The following is a 21,400-nucleotide window of genomic DNA, read 5'->3' on the forward strand; positions in this document are numbered from 1 at the left end:
TCGGCAATAAATTCACGTTCAATTTCACCGTACCGCAGTCAATTCATCTTCGTAATCTTCCTAATCCTGCTGGATTATGATAGACTTTCAATGAATTCGCATACAGCATATACGGAGGTAATATAATGAGCATCGCAATCGGAATAGATATTGGGGGAACGAAGATCGCACTCGGCTTCGTTGATGAGCAAGGACAAGTGCTTGCCAAGAGCTCTCTCAAGACCGACTTGACTGTCGACCCAAGCATCATGATCGCACGAATAGCAGATGAAGTAAAGCTGCTTAGCGAGCAGCACAACATAGCGCTAGACAGCGTAATCGGCATCGGTGTTGGAGCGCCAGGCCCGCTCGATACGAAGAACGGTATGCTCACTTGCCCGCCTAACTTGAAGAGCTGGTGGGGCTTCCCTGTCGTTAACGAACTGAAGTCGCATCTCCCGCTGCCTATTAAGATGGAGAATGACGCTACCGCAGCGGCGCTAGCAGAGAAATGGCTAGGCGCTGCGCAGGATTCCGATCACTTTATCTTCATTACGATCAGCACAGGCATTGGCGCCGGCATCTATTTGCACGGCAAGCTGCTTACCGGATCGACCGGCAATGCGGGCGATGTCGGCCATATGATCGTCGACCCTGCGGCTGGCACATGCACGTGCGGTCTGCCCGGCTGCTGGGAATGGATCGCCTCCGGCACAGCAATTACACGCCAAGCGACTGAGCTCCTAGGTCGCCCTGTGTCCTCGAAGGAAGCATTCGAGCTTGCCGCAGAAGGCGACGCACAGATGTCTGAGCTTGTGAATCGCGTGTTCAATTACATCGGAATGGGCTGCGTATCGCTAATCAACGTACTTGATCCGAATAAAATCGTTATCGGCGGCGGCGTATCCCAGGTTGGCGCCCCATTATTCGATGCCGTTCGGTCGTATGTAGCGAAGCATGCGCTCAACCCTTCCGGAAGAGAGACGGCCATCGTAGCCGCTCAACTGGAGCAGGATGCAGGTCTTATCGGCGCGGCCGCGCTAATTCAACAACCCTATTAATAGAAGAAAAAGGCGAATCGGTTAAAGTCCATAAGACTTCTCCGGTTCGCCTTTTCTCATTCACCTTTCTCAATCGCCTTATTAGCTAAGAAACTGTTCTATTTCTTCTCTAGATGGAATGGAGGATTGAGCGCCTTCCTTCGTCACCGCAAGCGCCGATGCCGCCGTCGCGAACAACAAAGCTTGCCGCGTTTCCTTGCCTTCTGCGCTAGCCGAAGCGTACGCCCCGATGAATGTATCACCTGCAGCAGTTGTATCAACAGCCTTTACCCGGAATGCCGGTACGGCAATAGCCGGCGACTGACCATTACAGTAAAGGCATCCCTTCTCGCCGAGCGTAACGATTATATTAGCGACTCCTTTGCCAATGAACCATTCCGCTGCTTCCTGCGCTGAAGTTGTATCTGTAACAGCAATGCCAGAGATAACCTGGGCTTCCGTTTCATTAACGATAAGCGTGTCCAAGCTCGCAAGCAGCTCGTCCGATATGCGCATCGCGGGCGCCGGATTGAAGAAGACGCGTGTACCGCCAGCGCTTGCGCTTCGGATGACCGACTCGGTCGTCTCCCATGGAATTTCATTTTGCAATAGCACGATATCGATTCCCGACCATTCCTCGATCACCGCCGCAACGTCGGCTACGGTTAACTTACCGTTCGCCCCCTTAGACAGCACGATATGATTCTCGCCTTCATGATTGACTGTAATAAAAGCCATACCTGAGACGCCAGTCTTGCGCTGAACCAGCCTTGTGTCGACACCTTTGCTTTGCAGCGAGTCAATAAGCGAATCCGCATACGGATCTTCACCGACCGCGCCGACCATTGTGCAATTCCCTCCCGCACGCGCAACAGCAACAGCTTGATTCGCGCCTTTGCCACCAGGTATAAAATCATTGCCTATGCTTGCGATCGTCTCTCCTGGCTGGGGAAAATGCTCGACTTGGTTGACGACATCCATATTCATGCTTCCTACAACGAGGATATGCTTCACCTGAAACCCAATCCCTTCCATTGCCGTATCATTAATTATTGCTCGATCCTATTTTATCAAAAGGAGTCCACTATTACATGATAACCGCATTTATTATTGGCTGCGAGATCGGTTTTTGGGTGTTTGTGCTTGCAGGACTGCTGTTCAGATACATCTTCAAGCTGCCTACGGTCGGAGCCATCCTGCTTGTTTGTACGCCATTAATCGATCTAGCGCTTATTATCGCAGCTGTATCCGATCTGAGAGATGGCGCAGCAGCTACAATGATGCACGCCGTAGCAGCCATCTACATCGGCGTATCGATCGCCTTCGGACATCGGATGATCCGCTGGGCAGACAGCCGATTCGCGTTTCGTTTCGCGGGCGGTCCACCTCCTGAAGGTAAACCGAAATATGGCAAGGAGCACGCGAAGTACGAGAGGTCAGCTTGGTTTCATCATTTACTGGCATGGGCTATAGGCTGCGCCATCTTGTACGGCATGATCTTATTCGTGGGCGATGCCTCACGAACGGAGGCGTTGCTTGGCACGATACGAATATGGTCAATCATACTAGCCGTCGATTTTGTCATCAGCATCAGCTACACCTTCTCACCGCGCAAGCAGAAGACATTGGAGCAATAAACCGAAAAAACCGTCTAGCAGGAAGGAGTATAATCCTGCTAGACGGTTTTTTTCATTCATAATTAGAACGGCTCGATTCCAAGTCGGCCAACAGCGATGAATACAGCCAGAAGCAACAGTACGACGTTCATGCCAATCGCTTGATTTTCCTTATGCTTCACGTGGAAGGCGATAGCAAGAACCATAATGACCGCTAGGCCGATTGCGGCAATGCTTGTAAGTATTGGAGCAATGTCCAGCGCGCCGGGAAGCAGCAAGCCGAGACCGCCGAGAAGTTCGGATAAACCGATGAATAGAATGTATCCCGCGGAACCATTTTTCGCCCAAGACATCGTTTCCCTCACCTTGCTAGGATTAAACGTCTTCATAACACCAGCCATCAGAAACATCAGACCAAGCAAAATCTGAGCAACCCATAATGCAATATTCATAATAGCACACCTCTCGTTACTTGAATTAACTTACTTACTTTATGTAATGTAGTTTATATTATTCATAAGGTTTCGTCAAGTGCCCAAACTACCTTCACTCACATTGTTTCTCCTGCTTGGAAAGACTATAATGTAGAAGAGAAGAGGTGATTCGTATGGAGCATGGACCGATGTGCTCTCAGTTTGAGAAGGCGATTGAATTGTTAAGCAAGCGTTGGGTCGCTTTCATTATTTATCAGATGCTGCCCGGCCCCCAGCGTTTTACTCATATCGATCATTCCTTACCGAACTTAAGCGGCAAGGTGCTTTCGGACCGATTGAAGGAGCTTGAGCAGGAAGGTCTTGTAAAGCGCGACGTCTATCCGGAAATACCGGTCCGCATCGAATATTCGCTAACCGAGAAGGGACGAGCGCTCACGCCTCTGTTCGTCGATATAGCAAGCTGGGCTAATCAGTGGATTGAAGCCCCCAAAGAGATTGAATGCACCGAAGATCGCGCATCCGATTGTTAGATGCTTGACCCCGTTATATTGACGCTTTCATTATGCGTATCCAAAGCCAAAAAGGAATGTTCGGCATGAGCTTATGCTCATCGAACATTCCTTTTTTTCAATCATCCTTGCGCCCGTAGCTTCTTGCAAACCGCTTCATCTTCGCATACGCCTTCGGATCGATTTTCTTCAGCGGGTGAAATTGCGGATGGTTGGTGTTGACCTCCAGTACCCATAGGCGCTGTTTCTTATCGTATGCAAAATCAATGCCCATCTCATGCATACCCGTGCGATACTTGCTTAAGCTCTTCGCAATTTTGAGCGCCTTGGAGGATAGCTCCCGCTTCCGCTTGGCCGTTCGAGAGGCCGACAGGCCTTGCTTGCGACCCAGCTTCTGCAGGGAATAAATAACACCGCCTTGATAATAATTCGTTACGATTTTGCCCCTCGAGCCTACCTTTACGAGAAAGCCGCTGAACGTCCATGAACCGCCAGGCTTGCGCTGCACCATCGCGCGAATATCATATGACTTGCCGTTAACCTTATCGAGATTAATCGCTTTTTGAATAATCAGTTTGCCCGTCGACTTCGATTTGATCCGCCGGTAGGCTGCTTTGACTGTACGGTAATGATGGCTGAGCTGCTTGCGCCCCGCGATTTCCTTCAGCGTCAGTCCATTGCCCTTCTTCGTCAGCTTGAAGATGCCTATTCCTTGCGATCCTGTATTCGGCTTAATGTACACTTTCCCGAAATGACCCGCCATCGATCTCAGATTGCTTAGATGAAACGATTCCGTATGAGGGATCATCGACCTTAGCTTCGGATTCGCCCTTAACAGCTTGCTCACTTTAAGCTTGCCGCGAATATTGCGACTTGTGTATTTCTTCTTATACATAGAAATTCACCTCATGTTACCATATGAGACAAATTCCCCGTACACTTGTGCGAACGCATATAGGCGCCAAAAATACTAATTACCATTGCCTATCGTTATTTGCCAAGCAATCGATATACAACCGCAGCCGACTCCGCGCGAGTTAATGAAGCCTGAGGATCGAAGCCCGAATCTGTTCTGCCCTTGAGCAATTCCAGCCCATAAGCCGACTTCACCGCCTCTAATGCCCAGCCGCTTATTTGATTCAAATCTGAGAATGGCAGTACGGCTTCTGCAGCTGTGTTCTTGCCTAGTTGAAGCCCATAAGCCTTCACCAGCATCACGGCCATCTCTTCACGCGAAATCAGTGCATCTGGATCAAAGGATGCCGCGGTGCGGCCTTTAATAATACCCGCATTATATGCAGTGTTCACAGCAGACACATACCATGCCGATGACGAAACATCCTCGAAGCTATGCGACATTGTGCTCTCACTTAGGTTTAATGCGCTCACTAGCATTGCCGTAAATTCAGCCCGGCTAATCGCTCGCCCCGGCTCGAATGCTGTTGCCGATACGCCTTTAACGATGTCCTTGGAAGCAAGCTCCGTAATCGGACCATATGCCCAATGTGCGGCTGGCACATCATTGAATCGTTTAATGACTTCAAGCACCCCGTATGCGCTAAAATGTTCAATCTCCGTTGTCCACTCGCCATTTGCCCATTCCCCGCCTACATACGTTAGTTTGCCATCTTCACTAACATAATAGATGCCGCTGTAAGGAGCAGGAGAAGCAGCTGCGATCCGCAAAACAAGGGGTTGGCTGAACATGGTCAGCACTGCCTCATTCCCTGCTTCGCTGCGAATCGACAGTTTGAAATCGAAGGCGCTGCCTTGCAGCTTCACATCTGTATTCGCAAGCGCCGAACCGTTCTGCGACAACATCGCATTTAGCTTGCTGCTGTTTATCGGTTGAAGCGAAATGGTAATGGTGCTTCCCGTACCGGCTGCTAGCTCGCCAAGCTTATTGCGCAGCTCCGTCAATACTGCTGCCGGAATCTCTAACGCAGTCGTTCCATTGCTAAGCTTGAGCGTTCCTTTCTCTAGAAGCTCATACAGACTCGATGGAATCTCCACAGAGGTAACATTCGCAGGAATCTGTAGCGAAAGATTACCTTGCTCATCCTGCTGCAGCTGTTCGCGGGTAAGATTAATCGTATTCTTAGCCGTATCGACAACTTCGTCAGGAGTCGCCTCGCCTATGTTAGAAGGGGCCTTCTCCGTCATCATCAGCTCGACGTCATCAATGAATCCCCATGTTTCTGCTGGAGCCTCAACGTCAAAACCGATTGTAAGCTTCCCGTTGTTAACGACGATCCCTTCGATTTCGTACTGTTTCCAGTTGTTATAGCCTTCGTTGACAATATCAACGGTAAGGGGCGCTTGCGATTCATTCTTCTGGGCGAATAGTTTAAACTTCGTCTCGCCTGCTCCTCCGGACACCCATGCCTTCAATGTATAAGTGCCTTTCGGCAGCGAAGTGATCGTTTGCTTTAGCTTATAAGCATAATCTGTTCCGTACCAGTAGTTAAAAACATGGCTGCCGGAATGCGAATTACCCGCATTTTCTTCGATTTTACCCGCGCCTTGCGTAACATCTATCGTCCAGTGGCTTAGGTCTCCGTTCTCAAAGCCGCCATTTTTGACGTTGTTTGCAAATTGGAGCACCGTGATCTCGATGCTTGCCCGTTGTTCAAGGGCATCTACAGTACCGTTAATCGTGAATTTCCCTGGTGTATTCCACTTGGAATCGTCTGTCTCATCCCAAACAACGGCCTTCTCTTGAATCGTTCCTTCGTTATAGAGAACCTTCACCGTGGCAGGCAGATCAACAGGAGCACCCTTCGGCGTCGTCAACCCCGTGGACGGATATACAAGCACTGGCTCAGCGTCTCCCATGCTGCCAGGCGTGTAAAGGAAAGCATCCAAGGAATCGAGCGCATTGCCTTCAAAGTCGAACATCGCTTGATTCTCCCAACCATTTCCTTCACCCGATGTCCAGCCTACTCCAGCAAGCCAAGCCGGCTCCCAGTAGAACGCGCCAAGACCCATGCCGCCATCGACATTCGCTACTGTATTAAGCACCATCTCCGTGACGAGCTTTTGATTCGCGACCGATGCTTCGAAACCTGCTATGTCAGTCTGTGCTTCGGTTGCGATGTTACCGAGGTCATCGGCATTGTCCAGCGTATACGGATAAGCGGTTTCCGCAACGACGATTTGTTTGCCGTAAGTGGCAGCCATATCGTTCATATTCGTCTTCAACTGCTGGAAAGTTCCGTGCCAATAAGGATAATACGACATCCCGATAATATCGTAATCAAGCTCATTTTCCTCCGCTTTATCGAAGAAATAACGGAATGCAGAATTATTCCCTCCCTCAGCCAAATGCAGCATAATTTTCGTCTCATGGCCGTCCGGTGTCGTATCGCGAACTCCCTGTATGCCCGCCTTCAAAAGCTGAGCTAATTGATCGTATCGGCCAATAGCTCCATCCGGCAGCAGCATGCCGCTATTAATCTCATTGCCCACCTGCACCATATCGGGGTAAGCATCAACCTCAGCCAAGTCATTCAACACTTCTTCCGTATAATCATATACGGCAGTTTGTAAATCCTCGAAGCTTAAGTTGCTCCATGCTTCCGGCTTTACTTGCTTGCCCGGATCGGCCCAGAAGTCCGAGTAATGGAAGTCGACCAGCAGCTTAAGACCGGCTTCCTTGACCCGTTGCGCCATCTCGATCAAGTGCGCCTTGTCGTTATAGCCGTCTGCTTCAATCGGATTATTCCATAACCGCAAACGCACATAGTTGACGCCATGGTTTTTCAATATATCTAGCAGGTCTGTCTCGATCCCTTCCTCGTAGAACTTGATGTTGTTATCCTCAAGCGCCTGAAGCGTCGAGATGTCTACGCCTTTGATGAAGTCCCCGGGGTCCAAAGGCTCGCCCTCGACATCCGTCCTTACGAGCTCGAAATCATCGAAATACCCCCATGCCCCCGCTGGCGCATCCACCGCGATGCCAATCTCGACCCGCCCATTCGCAACCACAATGTTGCTTACTTTGTATTGATTCCAATTGCCGTAGCCGCTATTGGCGGCAGGCGTGCTCAGCTTGCTTCCTCCGAAGTCGTCGGCATATAGCGACAAAGCCGGATTCGCGCCTGCGTCTGCACCGCCCGATACCCATGCTCGCAGCTCATACATGCCGTTATCTATGCCGGTAATGGTTTGTTTTAGACTAAATGTGTAAGCTGCTTCATTCCAATATTCGTAACCGTAGCTGCCGGAATGCTTTTTCCCCGCATTGTCATTGCTAGCTTTGCTCGTCGAATGTGAGCCGGATACTGCCCAATTCGTCAAATCACCGCTCTCGAAGCCCCCGTTCTGCACTTTATTCGGGCCCTCAAGCGCAGATACACGTATACCTGGTCCCATTCCTGCAACCGTTGTAAGCGTTAGCATAAATAAAATGACTAGATTGATTCGTTTGCGCCACATCGCTTTCATTGTTATCCCCCTTATCGTTAATGCTCTAATTGTAGTTCTCCGGCAAGCCGCTTGGACATCGAGTAAAGCAACTAAAACTAATACCATTTCTACGATTTCCCACTTTTCTGCAAGCTTTTTTGCAATAAAAAAAGCCGGAACAGGGTCATAGCCTGTTCCGACGCGATTTAACTCTATATTTTGTTTTTCTTCCGGTACTCGCCAGGCGTCATGCCTGTCGATTGTTTGAATTGGCGATTGAAGTAGATAATGTTTTTGTATCCAACCCGCTCGGCTATTTCGTATACCTTGAGCGTCGGATCGGCGAGCAGCGTGCACACTTTGTTCATCCTGCGCTCGTTGAGAAAGTCGCTGAACAGCGTTCCCGTCTCCTCTTTGAACAGATGACCGAGGTAGTTCGGCGTGAAGTCGAAGTGAGCCGCGACCTCCTTCAGCGTAATACGATGCTCAAGGTGATCGTCTACATACTGCGCAATTTCTTCGAATAGCTTGCGTTTCTGCTTCTGCCCTTTGACATACAACAGCTCCGAAAGCTCAAAAAATCTTCTCCGCAGCCAAGATAAAATATCATCCATCGTCTCGAATTGGAACAGCACGGCCGGCTGATGAGAATCCCACTTAAGGAGATCGTACAAATTCTCGTTCCGTTGGAGCAAGTCGGCATGCAGCTTGGACGTAATACGGATAATGAGATCGTATATATCATTTTTGTGCGCGATGGTGATATTCTCATTGAATAGCCGCAGCAAGCAATCGTCTACGAGCACCAAATCGTATTCCAAAATCGCTTGAAGCATCTGGTTGACGCTCTCCTCCACATTTGGAGCGAGCGCGCGGCGGCTGGACGACTGCGAGACATCCTTAATGAGTCTGTTTTTGCCCAGCAGCCATTTCGCGCTCAGCGCCGCCTCTGCCTGTCTGTGCGATTCGCGAAGCTGTCCGAAATCCGTTGCGTGCATGCCAATGCCAATCGTGATGGTGATTGGGAATTCGACCCGAACCGCTTGAATGAGGTCCTGAAGCACTGTCCCTAAACGATCCTCATGCATGCCCGATAACAGAACAATCCGAGAATTATGCGCTACAATGAGTGTCCCGATATGATGATCGCGCACAAATTGCAGCACGAATTGGGCAAGCTGGGCAAGCTGCGACCTACGCTCTTCATCAGGCAGCTTCCACTCCACATCATCTCGCTCGATAATAGCGACAGAGGTTCCCATTCGAAGCAGTTGCTCCACGAACGGCTTAATATGCTCCTGCGGCTCGTCATTAACGTCGTCGTTGAACCAACGAAGCAGCAGCTCCTGATTAACAAGAGACAGCGCCTCTTCAACACTGCGATGGCGCTCCCGCTCCTGTTCGACCTTGCTGCATAACGATTCCAGCATGTCATAGAGCTCCCCATCGTCCACCGGCTTTAACAAATAGCCTGACGCATTCAGATGCAGAGCCTCCTTCGCATAGCTGAAATCCTCATGACCGCTAATAAAAACGAGCTGTACCTGCGGATTGATCTCCTTCGCCTTGCGCGCAAAGTCGATTCCCGACATGATCGGCATCCTGATATCCGACAATATAATATCGATTTGCTCCGACTCCATAATCTTTAGTGCGGCGAAGCCGCTATTAGCTGTTCCGACTACGCTCAGCGGAAGCGAGCTGCCGGCGACTCTGCGCCGCAGCCATTCCAAATCTATCGCTTCATCATCGACTAGCAGCACATTCATGCCAGACGTACCTCCTTGTGCCTCATCTTAAATTGTTCAGTCGTCTTGTCTTATTATTGCTCAAATCATATACGATCGCCTGAAATAAATAAATAGCTGCTACTGGCAAACAACAAAAAAAGCCAAACAAAGGATCTCCCTTCGCTTGGCCTCAAGATTCTAATTACTAATTACTCTCCTAGTAAAATCTTCGCGTACGGCGAATCGATCGGCAGCATAATGACCGGCTCGTTCTGCAAGGTTGTCACGTAGCTCTCCAATGTGCGATACAGGCTGTAGAACTGCGCGTCCTTTCCGTAAGCCTCATTATAAATCTTCGCCGCTTCCTTCTCGCCTTCGGCAATGATCTTCTTCGCGTCTGACTCCGCTTGTGCCAGAAGCTCGGTCGCGGTACGATCCGCTTTGGACGTGATTTTGCGCGATTCCTCGTCGCCTTCGGATAAGTAACGGGCCGCAATCGATTGCCGGTCGGAAATCATGCGGTTGTATACGCTCTGCTTGTTGCCTTCCGGCAGATCGGTGCGCTTAATGCGGACATCTATCACTTCGATGCCGTAGTTGTCTCTCGTTAGGGCAGCCGTAACATCCTTCGTAATCTCATCGTTAATGTTGCCGCGCTCCGTTTTTTCGCTAATGATGTTGTCGTAGTTGACCTCCGACAGCTTGCGGCGGACGGAGTTATACACGGCTTCATCTATACGCTGAACGCCCCCGCTGACCGACTGGACGGTACGAAGGAATTGCTCGGCATTCGTGATACGCCACACCGTGTAGTTGTCGACGATAATCGGTTTTTTGTCCTTCGTCAGAATCGAAGTTGGATTGCTTTCATAGGTCATCTGATACTTGGGCAACGAAGATACGTTTTCGATGAAAGGAAGCTTGAACTTCAGTCCCGGACTGCTCACGGCTCTGACGGCTTCCCCGAACTTCAGAACGACTTTGTATTCGCCTTCCTTGACGATAAACATCGATCCGGACACCAATATGAGCAGCACGACCGCTGAAATGATCATGATCCATTGATTACGCTTCATTGCGCGTCACCTCCTTGGGGAGTTTGCTGCGGCAATGTCGCAGGGTTCGTTGTTTCAGGCTGTTTGGCGGTGCTGCCGCCTTTGAGCAACTCATTAAGCGGCAAATAGTTGACCGTATCGCTGTCCGAATTCGTAATGAAAATTTGGGCATTCGGCAATATTTTCTCAAGCGTCTCCAGAATCAAGCGGCTTTGCGTGACGTCCGGATTGTTCTTGTATTCGCCGTAAATCGCATTGAACTTGGCGACGTCGCCTTCCGCGTTCAGGATCCGCGACTTCTTCTGGCCTTCCGCGTTCTCGATAAGCGCCTGCGCTTCGCCGCGGGCCTTAGGAATACGATCATTCTCGTACTTCGCGGCGTTATTAATCTTTGTGTTCTTCTCCTCGCGCGCGTTCGTTACTTCGCGGAACGCTTCCTCGACCTGTCCGCTCGGCGGCTCGATGTCCTGGAACTTAATATCGATGATCTGAATGCCGGTTTTGTACTTCGACTGCAGCTCCAGCAGCTTCTCCCGCACTTTATCCTGGATGACGGTTTTCCCGTCCGTAATCGCGTAATCCAGCTTCTCCGAACCGATAACCGAGCGAATCGATGAGCTGGCCGCGTTGCGAAGAAAATTTTCCGGATCGTCAATGTTGTAAAGATAATCATGAATATTGCTAATTTTCCACTGCACGACCGCGTCCGCGGAAACGATATTTTCGTCTCCGGTGATCATAAGCGCCTCTTCTTCAACCGGTGTAACCGTATCTCCATTCTGACGATAACCGATATGGATGCGCTGCGTCAGCTCGGCCTTTACCGTAATGACTTCCTGAATCGGATAAGGCCATTTGAAATGGAGCCCCGCCGATTCCTCGCTCGTATACTTGCCAAACGTCAGGATGGCGGCCCGCTCCTGCTCTTGCACCGTATAAAATGACGAAAAACCAAGATAAATGACGACGATTACGGCAGCCGCGATAAGAATCGCTTTTTTCACCGTTCCTGGCTTTAATGGCTCTGGCTTACGACTATTGCTCTCCACATTTGTATAACCATCCAAGTTGCTCAGAATGACATCTCTCCCCTCATTGATGAAGCTTATGAGGGGTAATACGGATTTAGATGCCAAAAAGTCTCATTTTTCTAATCAAAAGTAATGCCGCCATCCTTAACAGCTTTCAGCCATTCCCGGGCAATCAGATCATGCCCTGCCGTAGTCGGATGCACGCCATCCCATATCCAATACTTTGCTTCCGCACGTTCACATGCATCGTTAAACGTCTGTTGAAGCGGTACGAAGATTGCGCCGAAATCATTCGCCAGACTGCGAACAATGGCCTGATATCGGTCTAACTGCTCCGTCCACACGTCCCAACGCTCTTCCGTAGCGCCTGTTTTCAATATAAACGGCTCGCACAATACAAGCTGCACATTCGGCAGCACTTCCTTCGTTTCTTCAAGCAAGTGGCGATAAGCCCGCTCGAACCGGTCGGTAACGCCCGTTGGCTCTTCGTTTACGATACGCCATGCATCGTTCACGCCGATCATGATGCTGATGACGTCCGGCTTCAAGCTGAAAGCATCCTCATTCCAACGCGCGTATAAATCAGAAACCCGGTTGCCGCTAATGCCTCTGTTATAGAACACCGGCTGCGCTTCGGCGAACACTCTGCCCAGCTCTGCTGCGGCAATGTAGGCATAGCTATGTCCTAGAATATGATTTGGATCGTCATTTCTCCCTCTGGCGCCATCCGTAATGGAGTCGCCTTGAAACAACACGACTTTGCTTTTCCCCATCCGCAATCATTCCCCTTAAACGAATATGTATTTTCCATGATCATTATATACTAGCTGCACCTTTCAAAACAGACCAAAAAACACGCCAAAAAAAACAGGTCCTGCGTCGCTTGGACGCAGGACCCGCTTCATATCCGAATTAGAATACAAGTGCTTCTTCTTTAGCTTTGTTGATGCCTTGTTCAATAATTTCAGCCGCTTGGCCAGGGAGTTGGTTATGGCCTTCAACGATGATTGTCGAGAAGTCAGTTACACCGAAGAAGCTCATAATGTTGCGAACGTAGTTCAACGACATTTCTGCAGCTGCTGCAGGACCTTCGGAGTAGATGCCGCCTCTTGCGTTAATAAGAGCGACTTTCTTGTCAGGAATAAGGCCGACTGGACCTTGCTCCGTATATTTGAACGTTTTGCCCGCTTGGTAGATGTAGTCAATGTACGTGTGCAATACCGCTGGAATTGTAAGATTCCAAAGCGGGAATCCGAATACGACTTTGTCCGCGGCAAGGAATTGATCGATATATTTGGCAGCTACATCAAAAGCTTCTTTCTCAGCAGGGGTCATATCAATTCCGCGCGGAGCCTTGAAGTTGCCGTTGATCATGTCGGCGTTCATGTAAGGCAGTTCTTCTTGGAACAGGTCAAGCTCGATAATTGTATCCTCTGGGTGGCTTGCTTTATAAGCATCCAAGAATGCATGGTATAATTTCACGCTGACAGCTTGCTCGATCGAACGGTCATTTGCTTTAACGAACAGTATAGTGCTCATTTTGTAACCTCCAATAATATCTATATATTTTATTAGTTTAGTACTTTGTAGTACTTACTTTATTTTATATAGTTTGTTGGAGCAACGCATCGGCAATTAGACTGAAAATCATGCCCTTCTTCGTCTTCATCGATTAGGACTAGTCTTACGACTATCGTCTTAAGACCTTATGAGTCTCTACGACTTCGTGCCGCCGTTCATATGATGCTGGACCGCATATAATGCGGCCTGTGTCCGGTCCGAGAGCTGCAGCTTGCCCAAAATATTGCTGACATGCGTCTTGACCGTCTTCTCGGCGACGACGAGCGATTGGGCAATATCTTTGTTGCTAAGACCTTGTGCAATAAGCTGGAGCACTTCCTTCTCGCGCGGCGTGAGCGATTCGTGGCGCTCTGCTGGCTGGAAATCCGTAACTTGCCCGTCTCCCATAAATATGCCTTCCGCTTCGTCATGCCCTTGTCCCTGTGGTTTAAACTGCGTCAGCAGTGCTCCCGCAATATCGGGATGAAGCTGAATATTGCCCTTATGCGCGCTGCGGATTGCCTCAGCGAGCTGCTCCGGCTCGACATCCTTCAGAATGTAGCCTGACGCTCCCGCCTGGAGCGCGGGCACGACATGGCTTTGATCCGAATAGCTCGTAAGAACAAGCACCTTGATATGAGGGTATTGCGCAGTTATACGGCCGCATGCTTCGATGCCATCCATGACGGGCATATTCAAATCCATTAATATAACGTCTGGCTGCAGCTTATCCGCCCTTTCCACCGCCTCCTGCCCGTTTCCCGCTTCCCCTACAATTTCGAAATCAGGCTGCATCGTCAAGAAGAAGGAAATGCCTTTCAATACGATTTGGTGATCGTCGACTAACAATAGTTTGATCTTCACGGTAACTCCTCATTCCTTGCTCATAATTGCTATGATTCGTATTGATCAAGCGGCATCTTAACCGCGATAACGGTTGGTCCTCCCAGATTGCTCCTTACGTTGAATTGCCCCCCGAGCTGCTCCGCACGCTCTCGCATCGACAGCATGCCAAGCGTTAGACCGCCTTTTCTATTGTCGAGGGAAAAGCCATTTCCCTTGTCCATTACTTCAAGTGTAACCTCTCCTTCAGCAAGCACAAGCTTAACGTAGGCGATCACCGTCCCCGAATGCTTGCGGACATTATTGAGCGCCTCTTGCCCGATGCGCCATAACGCTTCTTCGACTGCCCTCGGCAGCTGCTTTAGGCCGTTAACCTGCTCATATACGGTGAGTCCCATGCTCTGTCCATGCTGTTTTAGGGCGCTAAGCAAGCCGTTCTCAAGACCGGCCGGATGCAGCTGCCAAATAAGCGACCGCATCTCCTTCAGCGTCTCCTGCGACAACTGCTGTATTTCTTTCAACGATGCGCGAACATTTCCTTCTCTGTCCTGCAGCAGCGTCTCCGCTCCCTTGGCTATGAACGATAAGGAGAATACCTTCTGCATGACCGAATCGTGCAAATCCCTTGCCACGCGGTTTCTCTCCTCCATGCGCGCCAGTTCGCGCCTCTGCTCGTAGACACGCAAGTTCTCGACGCATAATGTATAGTGATCCCCCAGCGAGTACATAAAGTCCTCATGATATTCATCAAAATGTTCGCGGATCGGGCTGCTGATGAACAGTATGCCGATCGAGCGGCTTCGCACGCGCAGCGGAATGGCCGCCGCCGAGGAATAGAGCGGAATGCCGACACGCTCCAATGAAGGACAAGCCGTATGCTCCGCTTTCGACACAATGAACAGCTTGTTATTGCGGAAGGCCGTGCTGATTGGCCCGTTGTCATCGATACTGAGCGATTTCCACTCCTCGTGAGCCTTCCCTTCGGTATAGAACGCTCGCAGGGACAACTCTCCGTTCTCGAATATGAATAACGACACATGCGGCCAGTTGAACGCATTGCCGATTTCTTGCACCGCTTTGATCGGAAGCTCATTAATAACGCCTATTGCATGAATTCGTTGAATGACATCGCTTAGCTTCGAATAATGTTGTGCATTTTGCTCCTGCGATTGATAAAGCTTGATTCGTTTTATTGCCGTTCCGATCTGAAAAGCAATGGCCTGCAGAAGCGCCAGCTCGTCCTCCGTAAAACACTCCTTGCCGGGATGTGCCACGTTAAGAAGTCCGAACTTGTCTTTGCCCGCCTTCAGCGGCACCGTGGCATGATGCGAAATGCCGAGCGTTCCCTCCTCGAACCCTTCGGCAATTGCGTATGTAATCCGCTTGCATTCAATTGTATTGACCGCATGATGCAGCTTGTTGCGCCTATAACGCTCGATGCACCAGCAATCCTCTCCGCACATAGCCTCCTGCCCGTTCGCCTCCAGCGCCGGCGGCAGTCCATAAGCGGCTTGGCATTCGCTCTCCATCGACTCATCCATCATGAAGATCCAGCCCGTGCTAAATCCCGTCACCTGCAGAAGCTTCCCAAGCACCTCGCTCAGCATCTGCTTCATATCATTAGTTGTATTCAGCAGCTCCGCAATTTCTTTGAGCGCGGACAGCTGGTTCGTTCTATTTTCACTAGACATCAGCAACGCTCTCCTTATCGTATTCGCCGCTTACTTTAGCTTATATATGCCAGTATAACGTTTCACAACTGGCATCGTCGACGTCAATTCTTCATCCCTTACTACTTTTTCCGAAAAGCAAAGCGACTCGATAAAACGAGAATATTGTCGAATATTATTAGAAAACGCTTGCCAAAACAATACTAACCTATGTAGAATCATCAAGGGCCATTTTTATTACCGATCTTATTAGCCTACGGAATGTTCCATTAGCGAGCTCTGCTTGCACTACAATTGAGAGGATTTTTCGATTATGAAAAACGTAATTGGTGTTAATGAAAGACCAGCTCTCGGCACAAGCATTATGCTTAGCCTTCAGCATTTGTTCGCTATGTTCGGCTCGACTGTGCTCGTACCGAATCTGCTAGGCGTCGATCCGGCAATTTGTCTATTGATGAACGGAATCGGCACCTTGTTGTATTTATGGATTTGCAAAGGTAAAATCCCTGCTTATCTCGGCTCAAGCTTCGCCTTTATCGCTCCCGCCGGCGCTGTAATCGGCGACCAAGCGGCTGGAGGCGGCAGCTACGCGGCAGCTCTCGGCGGTTTCATCGCAGCCGGTGTCGTGTTCACGATTGTTGCCCTTATCGTTCAAGCAGCCGGGACAAGCTGGATAAACGTTGTATTTCCGCCAGCAGCTATGGGAGCTATCGTTGCGGTTATCGGCTTGGAATTAATACCGGTAGCTGCCAAGATGGCAGGTTGGATTATGCCGGACGGACTTACGCCAGAGGAAGCGTCAAGCTGGTCGCCTGACGGCAGTATTGTTATTCTGTCCACGATCACGCTCGCGGTAACCGTACTCGGGTCCGTGCTGTTCCGCGGCTTCCTGCGCATCATACCGATCTTGATCGGCATCGTAGTCGGTTATGTCCTTGCTTTTGCAATGGGGCTCACCGACTTTACGCTCGTTGGCGATAGCGGCTGGGTTCAGTCGCCGACATTCACGGCGCCTGTTTTCCAATGGGCTGCTATTTTGACGATACTGCCTGCCTCGCTCGTCGTCATTGCCGAGCATATCGGGCATTTGGTCGTAACAAGCAATATCGTGGAGAAGGACCTGTCCAAAGAGCCTGGTCTGCACCGCTCCTTGCTCGGCAACGGTATCTCAACGATCATTTCCGGCTTCGTAGGCTCAACGCCGAATACAACATACGGAGAGAACATCGGCGTACTTGCCATTACGAAAGTTTACTCCACCTTCGTAATTGGCGGAGCTGCCGTGCTAGCGATCATTTTATCGTTCTCCGGCAAATTCTCGGCGCTCATCTCCGGCATCCCCGTTCCCGTTATGGGCGGTATATCGCTGCTGCTCTTCGGCGTTATCGCAGCTTCCGGATTGCGTATGCTCGTCGAATCGAAGATCGACTATGGAAGACCTACGAATATGTTCCTAACAACCGTCGTTCTCGTTACAGGCCTGAGCGGCGTGAAGGTTACTTTCGGCGACTTCTCGCTGTCAGGCATGGCGCTTGCCACAGTCGTAGCGATCGTACTTAGCCTACTGTTCAAAGTGTTCGAAGTTTTGAAGCTCTCCAACGATACAGAAGCTACCAAGCATTGATAATAAAAAGGGACGAAGCATCCATGCTTCGTCCCTTTCAGTTTGTCTCGCCGCATATGCCCCGCAAAAATAGGCTTGTATCGCCTTCGAGCGTCTAAGCCTCCTCACATATGCCTTCATACGATGAAGCAAAGGAGGGTGTAACCTATGCCCGCATATCGGATTATTGTTGACCTGTCTGACCGAATGCTTCATTTGCTGGATGACGATATCGTCGTACGCTCGTTTCCAGTCGGTATCGGTAGAATGGTTACTGAGACGCCCACCGGCGAGTTTACGATCATCAATAAGCAACCCAATCCCGGCGGACCATTCGGCGCTTTCTGGATGGGGCTCTCAAAGCCTCACTATGGCATACACGGTACCAACGATCCTTCCTCGATAGGCCATCTTGTATCGCATGGCTGTATTCGAATGTACAACGACGATGTTGTCGCGCTATCCAAGCTTGTCCCCCTCCGTACACGCGTTACGATACGCCCTTGAAATAATTAAAAATCCTTGCTGCTTGAGCAAGGATTGGGTTTGAATAAGTATGGTGCGGTAGACAGGATTTGAACCTGCACGTCCATGGGACACTACCCCCTCAAGATAGCGTGTCTGCCGTTCCACCACTACCGCACATATTATGTTGCCTTCTCACTGCATTCGCTTCGAGGGAAGAAACAAATGGTGAGCCATGAAGGACTCGAACCTTCGACACCCTGATTAAAAGTCAGGTGCTCTACCAACTGAGCTAATGGCTCGTAACTGGTGACCCGTAGGGGATTCGAACCCCTGTTACCTCCGTGAAAGGGAGGTGTCTTAACCCCTTGACCAACGGGCCATCTATCGTATCGGGAATATCCATTCCCTTGAGACAACAAAAATGATTATAGCAAACAATCGGACAACATACAAGCCTTTTTTCAAAAAGAGTTTCCTAGCAGAAACCGCATCCTCCGAGGAATGAGGAATGCGGCTTTTGCGATCATTTCTTTTATTTGTTGCCTTCAACAAGCATATTAGCGATAATATCCAGCTGCTTTTCTACGGATATCGGATCGCTGTACAGAAATTGATTGAAATCGATATTGTAGATTTTACCCGTTTTTCCTGCCGGCGAATGTTGAATGAACTTTTCCAATTCCTTCAAGTTTTCCTCCGCACCTTCATTCACGGCCAATAATAATCGGTCTCCAATGAAATCGGGAATCACTTCGGCGGATATTTCCCATGTTTCGCCGTTAATGACTTCGGTCTTTACCTTTTCCGTAGGCTTCAAGCCCAAGTACTTGTATATGATGTTGCCGCCCATATTCGTATCGCCATAAATTAATACGGAATCGGCACGAACATTCAATATCGAGAAGGTTTCATCGGCCCCGATAAACGGAGTGATCTTCTCCTTGTATTCGGCTATTTTTGTCGCGAATGCCTTATTCCATTGACTTGCTTCTTCCTGCTTTCCGAGAATATCGCCAAACATCTCGACATCCTTGATCGGATCGTTATACTGCTCAACGACGATTGTTGGAGCGATCTGGCTCAGTGCTTCATAGCCGCCGTCCACCGCTTCCGCGAATGGCGCGGTCGTAACGATAAGATCCGGCTCCAGCGACAAAATTTTCTCCGCATCTGGCGGAACACCAACGTCTTCGATATCGGAAATATCGCTTATGAGCGGATTTTTCAGAATGTGGGTAGTCGCGCCTACCGGCTTTACCCCGAGCGCCATTAGCTCGCCCAAATGAAAGAGGCTGACTACTCGCTGAGGCTTCACCGGAATTTCCGTTTGGCCTTTCAAATGCTCGTAAATTCGCGTTTCTGCAGCCGGGCTGTCCGTAGCGGCGGCATTTGCCGAATCCGACACGGAGCCCGTTGCTCCCGTTGTGTTGCTTGTCTGGCATGCATTCAGGAGCAAGGCTGTGCATAATAGCATCATTGCTCCGAAACCCGGTCTTGAAAATCTAAACATCGATGTTTCCCCTTCCTCAATCCATTGATAATAACTCTCATTATCATTATGAGAAACTGGCTTTCGGGAAACAATAGACGATTTTAACAGCCTTAATGGATTATCGTGAACCGTCAGTCGATTGTCCTCCCGAAATTGAAGCGGAGAGCAGCCCGTATGCTTCTTAAATAAGCGACTGAAATAATAAACATCTCCATAACCGACGCTGCTGGCTATTTCCTGAATACGCGCGTCCGATTTCAGCAGAAGCTGCTTTGCTTTGCGAACGCGAACATGAATCAGGTACTCTATCGGTCCGACTCCTAACTGGTTTTTGAACAAGCGGGACAAGTAGCTCGCGCTGCAGCCGTATATCCCGGCCAATTCCTCGGCAGTAATCGACTCGCAGTAATGCTCATGAATATAGCGGATCGCTTCGGTTACCACGTTCGGTCTGCTGTTTGCCGTTGCCGCCGAGCTTAGCTGCCGCATGACCTCGTGCACAAAAGAAAAAAAGACAGACTGCGCCTGCAGCTTGTCCATCGGAGTTGCATACAGCCACAGGCGATTCATGACTTGACACTTTTCCTGCAAGGGCAGCAACGCATGAGGAGCAAATGCATACGGCATATCGAAGCTCTCCCGATCCTCCGACGATTCGCAATCGGCTTTGTACGCAATCAAATAGCAAGCAAAGTCGCTTCCTAGCGGCGTAAAACCCAGCTCCGCTTCCCGTCCCCCATGCAGAATGTGAAAGGAGCGGATTCGATGTGCTGTACCTGACAGGCTTACATTCGCCTCTCCATGGATGGTTACTAGGAAAAAGCCGGCGTGTGCCGTATAGCGATCAGGTACGGTTCCATTGTCCGCGCGATACTCCCTGATATCAAGCAATCTAACGGCCGTTCGGCTCCACCGTTCGATGTGTGCTACCCAATCCAATCGTTCTCCCCCCTCTCTACAACTCTCTTGTCTTTTCATAAATAGTATCACATAAATAGAATAGACACCCGGCAAGAATGTCATTTTTTCATATGAAAACGGAAGTGAACCACGTCAACACAAATCCGCGCTTCACCGCCATTTGATGATCGGAAAAACCTATTCGCCTTTAGACTCTCGCTGTATAATACCGGACTGAACCGGTAATAACGCCATGAGGTCGCTCAACGAAGCGCAATCGTCGGGAATATCCATTCCCTTGAGACAAGAAAATGATCAAAGCAAACAATCGGACAACATACAAGACTTTTTTCAAAAAAAGTGCTCGTCTACATTCATCCATCATCACATTGCGGACTTGTTACTATGTCTTTGCGGTTTTTCCATCGTAGGCTTGCGCGTTTGCGGTCTAAGCCTTGTAGATTTGCGGTCTTAAAACTGCTTGAAATACCCAAAGCCTATTTGGAGCTACTTCCGAATCCTCTGTCGAGGAATAGCAAAAACCACATCATCATACTGATGTGGTTCTACATTCACCAATCCTAGTATTGTTAACTCCAAAGATAAGGAATGGTTGGGTCATCAGTAGGCAGTCTATCCTCGTCTACATTCTCAAAGTTGTAAGGAACAGTATTTAAATGAAGTAGGAGAGCTGGTTTGTCACCAATCGTTTTGAATCCATGCCAAACCCCGGTTGGAATTTGTATGAGCAAAGGATTCTCTTCGTTAAGTATAATTTCCTTAATTTCATTACGAGTAGCAGACCCTTCTCTAGAATCATAAAGAACAACTAGCATTTCTCCTGATACTAAAGAGATTTGATCGGTCTGTATATGATGTCGGTACCATGCTTTAATAAAACCAGGATTAGTAGCTGTAATATAGACTTGGCCAAATCCAGGATACGTAGTTTCATCATTTCTTTGTACCTCTTGTAGAAACCCTCTATCATTTACAATCTTCTTTGTTGGTATCACGTATACGCCTTCCATGGATATCCCTCCAATTTTAATTGTTCTACCTA

The 21,400-nt window shown here is 49.4% G+C and carries 18 protein-coding genes and 3 tRNA genes; 5 read left to right on the top strand and 16 right to left on the bottom strand.

From position 1 onward, the window contains the following. The first annotated feature begins 125 nt into the window (after positions 1 to 125). Complete coding sequence (locus tag V8F51_RS00905; RefSeq protein WP_337098152.1) at positions 126 to 1,040, top strand: ROK family protein; 915 nt, start codon at positions 126 to 128, stop codon at positions 1,038 to 1,040. Positions 1,041 to 1,121: 81 nt separating this feature from the next. Here the strand turns inward: V8F51_RS00905 and rbsK are convergent, their stop codons facing one another. Then, the gene (gene rbsK, locus V8F51_RS00910) at positions 1,122 to 2,054 is read right to left on the bottom strand and encodes a ribokinase (protein WP_337098153.1); all 933 of its coding nucleotides are present in this window, start codon (positions 2,052 to 2,054) and stop codon (positions 1,122 to 1,124) included. 56 nt (positions 2,055 to 2,110) lie between these two features. On the opposite strand from rbsK, the gene V8F51_RS00915 reads away from it, so the two are divergent. Further along, positions 2,111 to 2,656 (top strand): hypothetical protein, encoded by a 546-nt coding sequence (locus V8F51_RS00915; RefSeq protein ID WP_337098154.1) that lies wholly within the window; start codon positions 2,111 to 2,113, stop codon positions 2,654 to 2,656. 62 nt (positions 2,657 to 2,718) lie between these two features. Here the strand turns inward: V8F51_RS00915 and V8F51_RS00920 are convergent, their stop codons facing one another. Further along, on the bottom strand, positions 2,719 to 3,087 hold the full coding sequence (locus V8F51_RS00920; protein WP_337098155.1) for a DoxX family protein: 369 nt from the start codon (positions 3,085 to 3,087) through the stop codon (positions 2,719 to 2,721). 155 nt (positions 3,088 to 3,242) lie between these two features. Between V8F51_RS00920 and V8F51_RS00925 the strand changes: the two genes are divergently transcribed. After that, a complete protein-coding gene (locus V8F51_RS00925; RefSeq protein ID WP_337098156.1) occupies positions 3,243 to 3,599 on the top strand; it encodes a winged helix-turn-helix transcriptional regulator in 357 nt (118 codons plus the stop codon). A gap of 97 nt (positions 3,600 to 3,696) precedes the next feature. Here V8F51_RS00925 and V8F51_RS00930 read toward each other — a convergent pair whose 3' ends face one another. From V8F51_RS00930 to V8F51_RS00970, 9 genes are all read right to left on the bottom strand, one after another. Next, positions 3,697 to 4,473, bottom strand: a complete 777-nt coding sequence (locus V8F51_RS00930; RefSeq protein ID WP_337098157.1) for a YheC/YheD family protein — start codon at positions 4,471 to 4,473, stop codon at positions 3,697 to 3,699. A gap of 95 nt (positions 4,474 to 4,568) precedes the next feature. Further along, positions 4,569 to 8,024: a glycosyl hydrolase 53 family protein gene (locus V8F51_RS00935; protein WP_337098158.1), complete on the bottom strand. Its 3,456-nt coding sequence runs from the start codon at positions 8,022 to 8,024 to the stop codon at positions 4,569 to 4,571. Between the two features lie 173 nt (positions 8,025 to 8,197). After that, positions 8,198 to 9,754, bottom strand: coding sequence for a response regulator (locus V8F51_RS00940; protein WP_337098159.1), 1,557 nt, complete (start codon positions 9,752 to 9,754; stop codon positions 8,198 to 8,200). A 170-nt stretch (positions 9,755 to 9,924) separates the two neighbouring features. Then, a complete protein-coding gene (hflC, locus tag V8F51_RS00945; protein WP_337098160.1) occupies positions 9,925 to 10,791 on the bottom strand; it encodes a protease modulator HflC in 867 nt (288 codons plus the stop codon). After that, positions 10,788 to 11,819: an FtsH protease activity modulator HflK gene (gene hflK, locus V8F51_RS00950; protein WP_337098161.1), complete on the bottom strand. Its 1,032-nt coding sequence runs from the start codon at positions 11,817 to 11,819 to the stop codon at positions 10,788 to 10,790. The genes hflC and hflK overlap by 4 nt, the downstream gene beginning before the upstream one ends. A 101-nt stretch (positions 11,820 to 11,920) precedes the next feature. After that, positions 11,921 to 12,574, bottom strand: coding sequence for an SGNH/GDSL hydrolase family protein (locus V8F51_RS00955; RefSeq protein ID WP_337098162.1), 654 nt, complete (start codon positions 12,572 to 12,574; stop codon positions 11,921 to 11,923). A 139-nt stretch (positions 12,575 to 12,713) separates the two neighbouring features. Beyond that, positions 12,714 to 13,340 (bottom strand): FMN-dependent NADH-azoreductase, encoded by a 627-nt coding sequence (locus tag V8F51_RS00960; RefSeq protein ID WP_337098163.1) that lies wholly within the window; start codon positions 13,338 to 13,340, stop codon positions 12,714 to 12,716. 177 nt (positions 13,341 to 13,517) lie between these two features. Further along, positions 13,518 to 14,225: a response regulator transcription factor gene (locus V8F51_RS00965; RefSeq protein ID WP_337098164.1), complete on the bottom strand. Its 708-nt coding sequence runs from the start codon at positions 14,223 to 14,225 to the stop codon at positions 13,518 to 13,520. Between the two features lie 29 nt (positions 14,226 to 14,254). After that, positions 14,255 to 15,895, bottom strand: coding sequence for a GAF domain-containing sensor histidine kinase (locus V8F51_RS00970; protein WP_337098165.1), 1,641 nt, complete (start codon positions 15,893 to 15,895; stop codon positions 14,255 to 14,257). Between the two features lie 292 nt (positions 15,896 to 16,187). On the opposite strand from V8F51_RS00970, the gene uraA reads away from it, so the two are divergent. After that, positions 16,188 to 17,498, top strand: coding sequence for a uracil permease (gene uraA / locus V8F51_RS00975; protein ID WP_337098166.1), 1,311 nt, complete (start codon positions 16,188 to 16,190; stop codon positions 17,496 to 17,498). Positions 17,499 to 17,645: 147 nt separating this feature from the next. Continuing rightward, a complete protein-coding gene (locus V8F51_RS00980; RefSeq protein ID WP_337098167.1) occupies positions 17,646 to 17,984 on the top strand; it encodes a L,D-transpeptidase in 339 nt (112 codons plus the stop codon). A 50-nt stretch (positions 17,985 to 18,034) separates the two neighbouring features. Here V8F51_RS00980 and V8F51_RS00985 read toward each other — a convergent pair. From V8F51_RS00985 to V8F51_RS01005, 5 genes are all read right to left on the bottom strand, one after another. Further along, positions 18,035 to 18,119 (bottom strand) — tRNA-Leu (locus V8F51_RS00985). A 49-nt stretch (positions 18,120 to 18,168) separates the two neighbouring features. Further along, positions 18,169 to 18,244: transfer RNA gene (locus V8F51_RS00990), tRNA-Lys, on the bottom strand. 5 nt (positions 18,245 to 18,249) lie between these two features. Further along, positions 18,250 to 18,324: transfer RNA gene (locus V8F51_RS00995), tRNA-Glu, on the bottom strand. 153 nt (positions 18,325 to 18,477) lie between these two features. Further along, a complete protein-coding gene (locus V8F51_RS01000; RefSeq protein ID WP_337098168.1) occupies positions 18,478 to 20,376 on the bottom strand; it encodes an AraC family transcriptional regulator in 1,899 nt (632 codons plus the stop codon). A gap of 551 nt (positions 20,377 to 20,927) precedes the next feature. Next, on the bottom strand, positions 20,928 to 21,368 hold the full coding sequence (locus V8F51_RS01005) for a dTDP-4-dehydrorhamnose 3,5-epimerase family protein (RefSeq protein WP_337098169.1): 441 nt from the start codon (positions 21,366 to 21,368) through the stop codon (positions 20,928 to 20,930). Positions 21,369 to 21,400 lie beyond the last annotated feature (32 nt).

Origin of the sequence: Paenibacillus sp. YIM B09110, from assembly GCF_037167145.1 — a bacterium.
Taxonomy (GTDB): domain Bacteria; phylum Bacillota; class Bacilli; order Paenibacillales; family Paenibacillaceae; genus Pristimantibacillus.